The organism is Pseudoalteromonas sp. SR45-1 (genome assembly GCF_014163655.1).
GTDB classification, from domain to species: Bacteria; Pseudomonadota; Gammaproteobacteria; order Enterobacterales; family Alteromonadaceae; genus Pseudoalteromonas; species Pseudoalteromonas distincta.
In genome coordinates, this window is the sequence record NZ_JACJDR010000001.1 from 395,884 (window position 1) to 408,550 (window position 12,667).

The 12,667-nt window shown below is 39.2% G+C and carries 5 protein-coding genes; 2 read left to right on the forward strand and 3 right to left on the reverse strand.

Annotated elements, in window-relative coordinates; translation table 11 throughout:
- Positions 1-57 precede the first annotated feature (57 nt).
- Positions 58-2,850 (reverse strand): TonB-dependent receptor, encoded by a 2,793-nt coding sequence (locus tag H5089_RS01765; RefSeq protein ID WP_182711328.1) that lies wholly within the window; start codon positions 2,848-2,850, stop codon positions 58-60.
- Between the two features lie 663 nt (positions 2,851-3,513).
- On the opposite strand from H5089_RS01765, the gene H5089_RS01770 reads away from it, so the two are divergent.
- Both H5089_RS01770 and H5089_RS01775 read left to right on the forward strand, forming a co-directional pair.
- The gene (locus tag H5089_RS01770; protein ID WP_182711329.1) at positions 3,514-5,136 is read left to right on the forward strand and encodes an alpha-glucosidase family protein; all 1,623 of its coding nucleotides are present in this window, start codon (positions 3,514-3,516) and stop codon (positions 5,134-5,136) included.
- Between the two features lie 510 nt (positions 5,137-5,646).
- Positions 5,647-5,889 carry a hypothetical protein gene (locus H5089_RS01775; protein WP_002959734.1) on the forward strand — a complete coding sequence of 81 codons (243 nt, stop codon included), beginning with the start codon at positions 5,647-5,649 and terminating at the stop codon, positions 5,887-5,889.
- A gap of 357 nt (positions 5,890-6,246) precedes the next feature.
- Here the strand turns inward: H5089_RS01775 and topA are convergent, their stop codons facing one another.
- Positions 6,247-8,955, reverse strand: coding sequence for a type I DNA topoisomerase (gene topA / locus H5089_RS01780; RefSeq protein ID WP_149602799.1), 2,709 nt, complete (start codon positions 8,953-8,955; stop codon positions 6,247-6,249).
- A gap of 249 nt (positions 8,956-9,204) precedes the next feature.
- Positions 9,205-12,507 carry an Ig-like domain-containing protein gene (locus H5089_RS01785; RefSeq protein WP_182711330.1) on the reverse strand — a complete coding sequence of 1,101 codons (3,303 nt, stop codon included), beginning with the start codon at positions 12,505-12,507 and terminating at the stop codon, positions 9,205-9,207.
- Between the last annotated feature and the right edge of the window lie 160 nt (positions 12,508-12,667).

Sequence of the window (12,667 nt, forward strand, 5' to 3'; positions counted from 1 at the left end):
CTAGCTATAAAAAAGCCCTTGTAAAAAAATTACAAGGGCTCCTACACACAACCTTTATTATAGCTGGTAGCTAAAGCCTAACAAGTAAGTACGACCGTAATCTTGGTAGTCGCGAACTTGTAGCGCGTTATCGCCAGAAAGCGATGTGAACGGCTCTTCTGTTAAGTTTTGAACTTGGAACTGAATTGATAAACCTTCAAGGCTCTCAACCCCTGCTTCAGAGAAGTCATAACCGGCCTGAATATCCCAAATTGTTTCGCCGATAATATTTACTTGATCTGTATTAAAGCCTAATCCGTAAACATCACCTTTGAAGTCACTCCGCTTACGCATGCTGGTCCGTAATTGCATGCCATTCATTTCGTAGTAAACCGTTAAGCTTTGAATTTTATCTGATAGACCCGGTAGTTCGTACTCATTGCCATTTCCATCTTCAATATCAGATTCAATACCTGTATGACTAGCAATTAAGCCAAAGCCTTCAAGAGACGGGTGGAAAATTTTAAATGGTAACGCTAGAGATAGCTCGTAACCGTATAGGTCACCGCCGCCGCCATTTACTTTACCACTGCCAGTACCTTCTGACGTAGCTGGGACTTCACCTGTTGATGGGTCCGCAACACCCGACATATCAATCGCGTAAGTACCGTCAAAAATCCACTGGGTTAAGTCTTTATAGAAAAATGCAGCAGAGAAGTAACCTTCATCACTAAAGTAGTTTTCATATGATAAATCGTAGCCTGTTGCTTCTTTAGGTTCTAAATTAGGGTTACCACCCGATACAGACCAAAAGTTACCGTTTTCATCCGGTGTATCATTATATGATGCATTAACAGAGGCGTTCATTTCATCTATACGCGCACGTGAGATTGTTTTAGCTGCGCCAAAACGTATTGTTTGCTGCTCATCAATCGCAAGTGATAAATTTAAGCTTGGTAAAACGTGAGAATAATCGTGACCAATATCTGTAGGTGAAGTAATAACGAGACCAGTATTCCCATCTACACCAAAAGCATTACCTTGAGAGGATTGATCTGTGTGAACATAGCGCACCCCCACATTACCCGTTAATGGAAGACCACTTACTTCTGCATTAATATTAGCTTGTGCAAATGCTGAGGTGATTTCTTCTTTTACTGTCCACGACTTAGTTGCATGAGTTGAGCTAGTTAAACTTTCGTCAAGGGTTTCATAGTAACCATCATTAACTAAACCATTTACATCGTAGGCTATCATGTCGCCTAGCCCAATAAAGTCTAGGCCAACACTGCCTAAACGATATTGCTCAGGTACACTAAGTATTCCTGGATTTTCAAGAGAAAAATCAGTTAAAGTTAAAAAGTAACCTTGCGAAGATTTAGACTTTTCACGCTCTTTATAACCTAAGCCAAATTCAATTGAGCTAATGTATTCGTTTTCTAGTACTTTAGACGCTGCAAGTTTTAATGTAACTAATTCATCTTCAATAGTTGGAGCATTAATAAAACCATCTTGAGCTTGGTTTTCATACTCTGTGCCAGTTAATCCATATGCATCATTTAGTGCAGAGCTTGCGCCCCACGAAAGCGGTCCACCTAATTGGATTAAATCATAATCGCTGTAATCTAAGTCATGTGAAAAAGTAGCGCCAGTATTGCCACCATTAAAAGCATAACCTAAGTTATCTGCAACACCCCGAGAATCACCACGTCCTGTACCTGAGTAGCTTTCTATACTCCAAATTTTACGGTCAACTTGCGAGTAACTTGCATCAAATTCTACTGACCATGAATCATCAATATCGTATTTTGTATTAAAGCCAAATGCAGTTAGTTCAGCATCACGCTCTTGGTAATCGTTACGTACAACAACACGTTGGCCTTGTGTTACAGCACTTGTTATAAATCCACTTTCTGCATCTACAATAGCACTGCTTGCATCAATACTACCTTGACCCCAAGCGAAAGGAACTTCAATGCCGCGTAAAATTTGTTCATCTGTAAAATCTACATACAACGCATCAAACGTCATATTTAGTTTATCTGTAGGCGCTGCTTCTAGAACAAGCATTGCTGAATCACGTTCAAGCGTTGATGAACGAACATATGGTTTAGCACCGCCTAAAATTGAATACGAGTTACCATCTTCAGCAGTGAACTCAGGGTAGCCCCATGAATTCCAACGTTTTTCTTGATTTGGCGAGCTCATGGTGTTTAGTGCAAATGCAATACCAATGGTATCATCAGCAAACTGGTCGATGTATGAGAAAGTGCCACGGTAACCGTCGTCGTTGCCGTCAGGGTTTAATTTATCAAAGCTTGTTTGTTCATACTGTCCATTTACTTGAACAACACGTTCACCTTTACTTAGTGGGCGAACTGTTTGCATGTTAATTATGCCCGCAATACCCTCTGCATCTAAATTTGCACTTGGTGTTTTATAAACAGTTACACCGCTCATTATTTCTGATGGGTAAAGGTCAAATTCTACGCCGCGGTTATCACTAATAGATACTTGTTCACGACCATTAAACGTTGTGCCACTTTCATTCTCGCCAAAACCACGAATAGAGACACGACTTGCTCGACCATCTAAGCGCTGGGCGGTTAAACCGGGTAAGCGTGCAATAGACTCAGCAATAGACGAATCAGGTAGCTTACCTATATCTTCTGCAGAAATAGATTCTACAACCTGTGTAGAAAAACGTTTTGTGTTGATTGATTCTACAACACTTCCACGAAAGCCTTTAACTTCGATAACTTCTACATCATCTTTTTTTATTGTATTTTCTTGAGCAGCCTGTGTAGCAAAGCTTGATAAGCCTGCAGCTGTTAATGCCAAAGTTAATATACTTGGTTTGAACATAGACATAATGTTTTCCCGTTACCCATATTGTGATACCCGCGTTCAATGTTTAAGTGATAGTTAAACAAGGCGAGCTAATTTTGTTGTCAGGATGAATATTAACGCCAGATTTATTTTATTAACAACTTTATGCATACGTATTCAACAATTTCAATGTAGCCTAACATTAACACACATTACACACGTGAATTTTTAACCCATTGATTTTAAATGAAATAAGGCAGAAAAAAAAACACAAGACAAACATCAATAGTCAAATCAATTCTATTGAAACTTAATGGCACTTTTACTTAAATGTAAACAAGGTGAAATTAATTATCGCTGTCATATAACGTTTAAATTATTCCACATTTACTAAACGTTAAATTGGTCAGACCATTTCATAGGGAGCCTGGGATATATTTCCCTTACAGTACAATCTGTTAGATTCAATTTAACTAATAAATCAATGACTGACGTAATTGGTAAACAGTAGATACGCAAAATGAACGCTACTAAAGCTGTTCTAAGCACTTATTTTTAATAAATTTATTGCATTATTTTTAGTGCATACGTATGCAGACTTTTTACAGGATTAAAGGCTTCACGTATGCTTTTTGCAAATAACGTGATTAATCGTAATCACAATAAAGAATAGTCTAAATACTGTGTGGAATGACGGAGAAAAGCATGACCCAAAAGCAGTGGTATAAAGGTGCGGTTATTTATCAAGTTTATCCGCGTAGCTTTCAAGATAGCAACAACGATGGTATTGGTGATTTAAAAGGGATTATTAATCGTATTGATTACATTAAAAGCTTAGGCGTTGATGCAATTTGGATTTCACCTTTTTTCAAATCGCCAATGAAAGACTTTGGCTACGATATTAGTGACTACCGTGACATTGACCCGCTTTTTGGTGATTTAAACGATTTTGATGAACTTATTAGCCAAGCCCATGATCGCAATATCAAAATTATAATTGACCAAGTACTAAGCCATACATCAGATCAACACCAATGGTTTACAGATAGCCGCGAAAATCAAAATAACGATAAAGCGGATTGGTATGTTTGGGCTGAAGCTAAAGATGACGGCACAGCACCTAATAATTGGCTGTCTATTTTTGGTGGTGGCGCGTGGCAGTGGGAACCTCGCCGTGGGCAATATTATTTGCATAACTTCTTAACCGAGCAACCCGATTTAAACTTTCATAACCCTGACGTAAGACAAGCTGTACTTGATAACGTAGAGTTTTGGCTTAAAAAAGGCGTAGATGGCTTTAGATTAGATGCTATTAACTTTTGCTATCACGATGCACAACTTCGCGATAACCCAGCTAAACCAAAAGATAAGCGCCAGGGTCGTGGTTTTAGTGAGGATAACCCATACGCATTTCAGTATCATTACTACAACAACACTCAACCAGAAAATATTGAGTTTATGCAAGACATTCGCACATTACTTAATAAATACCCAGGTACTGTATCGCTTGGCGAAATCTCATCAGAGGATTCATTAGCGACAATGGCGCAGTACACCCAAGGTGGCGATAAGCTGCACATGGGATATAGCTTTGAGCTCTTAACAAATGATTATTCAAGTGAATATATTAGAACCACGGTTCAAACTCTTGAACAACGTATGACTGAGGGTTGGCCGTGTTGGGCATTTAGCAACCATGATGTAGAGCGCGTAGCGAGTCGCTGGAGCGAAAATGGCGAAATAAACCCTCAGCAATGTAAAATGCTAACCGCCCTACTTGCTTCCCTTCGTGGCAGCGTATGTATGTACCAAGGTGAAGAGCTTGGTTTAGGTGAAGCAAGTGTTGCCTTTGAAGATTTACAAGACCCTTACGGCATTACGTTTTGGCCTAACTTTAAAGGACGTGATGGCTGTAGAACACCAATGCCTTGGGATCTAGCTGATTCATCTCATGCAGGTTTTAGTGAAGTAAAACCTTGGCTACCCGTTGATAATGCACATAAGCAGCAATCAGTAGCTATACAAACAGATGATAACAACTCAATTTTAAATGCCTACCGTGAGTTTATGGCATGGCGAAAAAGCCAAACAGTTTTACTTGAAGGTGATATTGAATTTATAGAAACGCCAGAGCCTGTGCTTGCTTTTTATAGAACGCTTGGAAAGCAAAGAATGCTTTGTATGTTCAATCTCAGCGCTAAGCAAACAAGTATTGATATGCCAACATCAATCGTTAAAGAATACACCGAGCTTAGCCACCACAGCGCAAAGTTAGACCGAGGCACCACAATACTTGAGCCTTACGCATGTTTTTACGCTCAGTGTTAATGACTCAAAAGTTACGTTTAGTGTATACGTAAGCGCGTTACACACGAAAAAGCCCAAGCTATTCACTTGGGCTTTTTTGTATTTAACGCATTCTAGTGACTTTTAGTTTCAACATTTAGACATTCAGTTAAAGCAAATAATACGGCTGATATTACAAACTTAAAATATCCTCATAGCAGAAATATACAATGGCGCTTATCCATTTCATTTTTGAACCTAAAAAATCACTTTTCCTAAAACAATCTAAAGGTTATTAATATAAAGCGCAGAATCAAGTTTTCTTAGCTACTAAATATATTACTCCAGCTGATAATGCTGTACTTACTAAAGTTAAAAAACTGACAAGTAAATTACTCATCCTCACGATAAAAAAATTTCGTTATCTTTTATTTCAATTTCGATTAAAAATCAGCATACCAACAGAGTTGTTCTGAATTGGGCACTACTGATTTATACCTAACTTTAAACTGGATAAATCAGTCATCACACCATTTTTTTAGGAATAAACGAATGAAAAAAGCATTGCTAGCATTAATCGTAGCACCACTATTTGCAGTATCTGCGACTTACGCGGTTGCAGACGATGCGCCAACAGCTTCAGCCGAAATGATAAAAGAATACACAGAAATGTGTGTTAACTGGGCTAAAGATGATGACGTAAGCAATGAAGAGCTAAATGCCTACGTATTAAAATGCGTAAATGATGAGCTTGAATCTGAAGGCTATAAAAAAGTATCTTCTGTTAAGATTTAATTATACCAATTACATTTAATTAGTGATCTGTTAAAGCTATAAGAATATAGCTCAATAGCTAAGCGAAAAAGCATGACATATATTTGTTCTCGGCAGCTGCTCCCTGCAATGCCTACTTTCTGCATCTACGCAGTCATATATGAATAGTGTTTAACGCAGTAACTGAGTTATTTAATACGCTAAAATGACCATGTTTTTAATCAAATTGGTAACACGCTTAGGTGAATGTACTGCTAATAAAGCCGTTGCGAAAGCATTCAACTAGGCACAAAAAAACCGGAATAGACACAAGCTGTGCATTCCGGTTTTTTTATGACTTTTTAAATCTACAAAAGCTATGAATAAGCAATAACGAGCTTATTCATCTTCTTTTTTAGCTTTCGCTTTAGGCTTAGCTTTAGCTGGTGCCTTTTTTGCAGCTGCTTTCTTTTTAGGCGCTGCTTTTTTCTTCGCTTCTTCTGTCCATTTACCTGCCTCATAATGAGCAGTCCAGCCGGTAGCTTTACCGTCAACTTCAGTCATAACATACTGAGATTTATTTTTACGGCTATAGCGTACAACAGCAAGATTACCATCAGGATCTTTAGCTGGTGCATCTGCTAAATAATAAAACTTAGGCGAAATGCGGTCTCTAAAGCGTTTTAGTTCTTCAACCTTAGGTGCACGTGTTTCACGTGACTTAGGAAAAGTATTTGCGGCTAAAAATATACCCGCAGCGCCATCACGTAAAACAAAATACGCATCTGACTTCTCACACTCTAATTCAGTAATGTGAACAGGATCTTCTTTTGGTGGAGCAGCCTCACCATTTTTAAGTAACTTACGTGTGTTCTTACACTCGTCGTTATTGCAACCAAAGTACTTACCAAAGCGACCCGATTTAAGCTCCATGTCAGAACCGCACTTATCACATTCGATAATTGGTCCGTCGTAGCCTTTAATTTTAAAGGTACCTTCTTCAACTATATGCCCTTTACATGCTGGGTTATTACCACACACATGTAGTTTACGGGTTTCGTCAATTAGGTATGAGTCCATTGCAGTTTCACAAATAGGACAACGCTTCATCTGCATTAATTTTTCGGTTTCTACGTCTTCGACATCAGCAGCAACCGCTTCATCGCCAGACACTAAGTTCATTGTTGTAGTACAACGCTCTTTTGGCGGAAGGCTGTAACCAGTACACCCTAAGAAAACACCGGTTGAAGCCGTACGTATGCCCATTTTGCGGCTACATGTAGGACATTCTATATCGGTTTCAACCATCTCATTAAGACGCATGCCACCATTCTCTGGCTCGTCTTTAGCGACAGTTAGTTGCGTTGAAAAATCAGCATAAAACTTATCTAAAACCTGAGTCCATACACGCTCGCCTTCAGCAATGTCATCTAAACGACCTTCCATTTTAGCTGTAAAATCAAAGTTCATTAAATCAGTGAAGTTTTCAACTAAGCGGTCAGTAACAATTTCACCCATTTTTTCAGCAAAGAAACGGCGATTTTCTACACGTACATAACCACGATCTTGAATTGTTGATATAATCGACGCATAAGTAGATGGACGACCAATACCACGCTTTTCAAGCTCTTTTACTAAACTAGCTTCACTAAAGCGAGCTGGCGGCTTAGTAAAATGCTGCTTAGGATCAAGTTCTATTAAAGTAAGTATTTCACCTTCTTTAACAGCTGGCAGTGATTGATCTTCTTCGTTCTTTTTACGCACCGCAGGTTGTACTTTTGTCCAACCATCAAAGCGAAGCACGCGGCCTTTTGCTTTGAGCTGGAAATCGTTAGCTGCAACAGTCAGTGTTGTTAAGTCGTATTCAGCAGGTACCATTTGACACGCTACAAACTGACGCCAAATTAGCTCATACAGCTTTTTAGCATCGGCATCTACGCCTTCGATATGACCAGACAACACTGTAACGCTTGAAGGACGAATTGCCTCATGCGCTTCTTGTGCATTGCCTTTAGAGCTATAGTTAATTGGATCTTTTGGTAAATATTTAGCACCAAACTCGTTCGTTACATACTCACGACACATTTCAACCGCATCTTTTGAAAGATTGGTTGAATCGGTACGCATATAAGTAATATAACCGCCTTCATACAAACGCTGAGCGAGCATCATAGTCTTTTTAACGCCATAACCTAGGCGTGTACTTGCCGCTTGTTGCATGGTTGAAGTAATTAATGGCGCACTTGGGCGACTTTTACTTGGTTTTTCTTCAACGCTAATTACTTTGTATTCTGCATTCTCAAGGCTTTTAACAGCTGCGCTAGCCTGAGCTTCATTTACAGGCTTAAATGCCTTTCCTGCTTGTTTGGTTACTTCTAAGCGTAACTCAGACTCAGTATTCTTAACATCAGCGTGAATATCCCAAAACTCTTCAGGGATAAATGCCTTAATTTCACGTTCACGCTCAACTAATAAGCGTACCGCAACAGACTGAACTCGTCCTGCAGATAGACCACGTGCAACTTTTGCCCACAACAAAGGAGAAACCATAAAGCCTACAACACGGTCTAAAAAGCGTCGTGTTTGCTGAGCGTAAACCATGTCAGTATTAAGCTCGCCAGGTGTTTCGAAAGCTTGCTGTATTGCGTTTTTGGTAATCTCGTTAAAAACTACGCGCTTATACTTTTCAGGTTCGCCGCCAATGATTTCTTGAAGGTGCCAAGCAATTGCTTCCCCTTCTCTATCCAAATCCGTTGCGAGGTATATTTGATCTGCATTTTCAGCCAGCTTTTGTAATTCTTGAACAACCTTCTCTTTACCTGGCAGGATTTCATAATGCGGCTCCCAACCTTGCTCAGGATCAATACCCATACGCGCGACCAGGTTAGTATAATCTCGTTGCTTTTTATACGCTGCTTTCTCTTCAGGTTCCATTTTGCGAACTTCTGCTGGCGTTTTAGTTGCCGGCACTTTAGCTTTGCTCGAACCTGAAGTAGGTAAATCACGTACATGCCCAATACTGGACTTTACGATGAAGTCATTACCTAAATATTTATTAATTGTTTTAGCCTTAGCAGGTGACTCTACAATTACTAGCGATTTGCCCATAGTTGCCTATTTCTAACCAAATATTAAAAATGTGTTTTGCCGACATAAGCGGCGCGAATATTTATAGGTATATCTACAAACACTAGTTGTTACAAGCTTTTAATACAAACTTTTCAGTATTTACTGAATAAACGAACAATTTTTGTCGTTAAATTAAACAAACAGGTGTTTTTAGATTAATTGATGTGGAATATATAGAACAGAAACAAAAATGCCAACCTAAAGGTTGGCATTTTTTATTTTAAACGATTATAAATCGTCGACTACTGAAACTGAAAATGGTGAAACTAAACCTGAAGGAGCTTCAACTGATATATTTAAGCTACCCGATGGACTATCGTTACCACCTGTCAAAGGTTCCCGTTTAATACCAAAAGAAACACCTACTGGAACAAAGCTCGTAGTATTAGGAAATACATAACTAGTTTCGCCAGTAATTTCACCGTTATCAGTACTAATAGATACCTCAGTACCTGCAGGCATAGGATTATTATACATATCTGCAATATACATAATCAGACTGACACTACTAGTCCCTGTTGGAGTCTGGGTTAAATCTATTTCACTGACTTGACACATCTGTTGGCTTGTTGGATCAGCTTGTGAGCGACGTACTAATGGGCTCGCTGGATCACTGTTTATATGCACCTCAGATGCTGTTACGCCTGCAATAGCAGAGCAATCATCAGCATAGGTTACTAATCTAAAGAATGCCGCATCACCCGACATAACAATCTCTTGGTTTTGAAATACATTAACCAATTGACGGCTACATAGGCCTGCGGTTTCGTCTTCTTCACGACATAGTAAACCATTGTATAAACCGTTTTGGGTAGTCCAAGAACCATTACCATCAAAATCTACGAACTCTTCAAACTCATCACCTGTTGAATTGTCACGAGAACATGGGTCTGTTCCATCACTACAATCTTTGCCGCCAAAAGTACCATCTTCATTGTTATCAATAAAAGCTTCTGGGATATCAAATAAATCATCAAAGAAGTCTTCGCTATCAAAGTAACCATTACCATTTAAGTCTGAAAAAGTCTCTTCACCAATAGCATATGCATGAACGGTTGCTCGTCCACCAAGTGGTAAATCTATTGTAAGATCATTATTTAAAATACCTAATGGGCACGGTAATCCACCATCACATTTTTGAGCAATTGTATTTTCGTACATTGAATCAGTAAAAGGACGCGGGTTGCTACTTGTCCAAGTAACGCTACATGCTCCATTCGTTGTAGTACAACTTGGCTCAATAACTCCACCTTCTGTAATAAAAGTAACGGCCGTACCATCTGGAACAGGATTATTAAAGTGATCGGCTAAACGTGCGTTAACCGCTACTGTATTACCATCAACATTTAATGCATGGGGATTGAAAATAGAACGCGATAGCGAAAAACTATTTTGATCAGCTATACCTGTACTAACAACAAGAATATCTGAAGGGGCTGTTACAACAACTGTATTACCTTCTACCTCTTCTTCACTTGATGCAATAACACGTACAGGTGTTGCAATCGAACCCGATAGTACTGATGTCTTCACTTCGCCACTGGCATTAGTAATAGCGCTGGCAGTGCCTAATGTAATGCCACCTACAGCAGTTGAAAGTTCAAAGTTAACCGTTCTTGACGCTAAATCGTTCCCGTTTGAATCGACAAGTTTGAAAGTCACTTCTGAAATTTCAGTACGGTCAGCACCACCAGTACCTTTTAATGCAATTACAGGCTCTGTAACATCTATAAACTGTAAAAAACCAATATTTGCAGGTGATACATTAATTGTAGTATTTGCAGAAACGGTATCTCCACCAGTAATAACCGTTGCTGTAATAATATCACCACCCACACAAGTTAAAGGGCGATATGTAGAACGTGCAAATCCACCAATACTAGTCACTGTTTCATCAATTGATGCCTGCCCCGAACTTACACAGCCCGATGAGAATTCAACCGTTAATGGAGTTGTATATAACTCACCATCTTTAGAAATTTCAATAGAAATTAGAGCCGTAGCCCCTGCCGCTAATAGCTCATCATCAGCAATAGAGCTCGAAATAGAAATTTCGATATCTACCGCAGCAATCTGAAACGCTTTAGTCAAGTTACTATCAAGTACAGACACGGTGATTTCACCTGCCCCTACATCTTGCCCAGGAACAATATCGAGTAGTGCGATACCATTTGCATCTGTAATTGCAGTGCCTGTTGAAGGAGTAATAGATCCAATAGTAGTAGTAGCGGTTACTAAAGCTTGAGTAAGTGGTGTTGTAGAGTCTTCATTAGTCACTTCAATAAATAAAATAGCTGAAGAATCACCTGAAATACTTGTTACCTCTTCACATAAACTTGCATCTCTAGTTGTTTTAAAATCAACCGGACAGTTTTGCAAAATTTTAAAATTGATATCCGCAGTGCTTTGATCTGGGTTTACAGCATCGCCTCGGGTGTAAAAGCCCAACGTTTTCTCCACACCTTCATACTGTGCGGTTATTAAACCAGCACCTTCGACAGTACCTGAAGTTAAATTAAGTGAAGCTATACCATTTTCGTTTGTTAATGCTGTTCCAATGCTTGGGATAAGATTACCTAGGGTAGAAGAAAAATTAACAACGGCCCCCTCTACTTTAATACCATCACCATCAAGAACAGTTGCTTTAACCACACCACTATCGGCTGCACTAATGGTACTAATTTCGGTCAATGAAGTCGAAGATGTAAGACTCAATCCTATAGAAAAGTCTAACGACTCACCCTGAACGGGTGCATCACCTTCGGTAGTAAATGTATAACCATCAGAGCTGTAAACAATGTTTTCATTATCAGTGTAGGTTGCAACTATAGAACCTGCACCAACTTCTGTACCAGCTAGAAGGCTTATTGTTGCAATGCCTTGAGCATTTGTTAGTGCTGTGCCGTTAGTTGGATTGATTGTTCCTAAACCAGTGAGTACGAATTCAACAAGCTTAAATGCAGCAGGCTCTCCATCAATCTCTAGCTCAACTTGAACAGTAAGAGGGTTTGAATAATCAACATTACGAGTATTCTCACCTGAACTGTTTACAGCTGTGATATTTAACTGAGGTTCTGTTGACGCGGTACCATCAGATTCAAAAGCAAATGTATCCGTGTAACTGACACTATCAATCGTAAAAGTGGCTGTAACTTCACCTGCACCTGCACTTGAACCTGCTATTAGTTCAATAGTCGCTACGCCATCTGATTGAGTAAGAGCGGTACCTGCTACTGGGTCTAGCTCACCAATAGAATCCGCTAACGTGAATGTAATACGCTCGCCAGACACTGCATCACCATCTTCATTAACTAAACTAGCTCTTAATTCTAAAGGAGCATCAGCAGTAACACTATTCGACTCAGTATCACTCGCTTTCAAATAACCTTTCAAACTTATTGTATAGGTTGATGTTTCCGTCGTGGAATCACCATCACTAATAGAGCCGTCTTTTTCAAGTGACCCACCGCCACCACAGGCTGTGAGTAAAAAACTTAGCAATGAAATGCCGAGCAGTCGCATTAAAGGCATGAACCTCTCCCTAGCGTTGTTATTATAATCAAAATTAATTTTCACTTAATATTAACCTATAACTTAGTCTAAAATCTCAGTTTTTTATTACTTTTTTGCGCAAAATAATTTTAAATAAATACCAATTTTTTCTGTAGTAAATATTTCCTTGCTGGTAGTC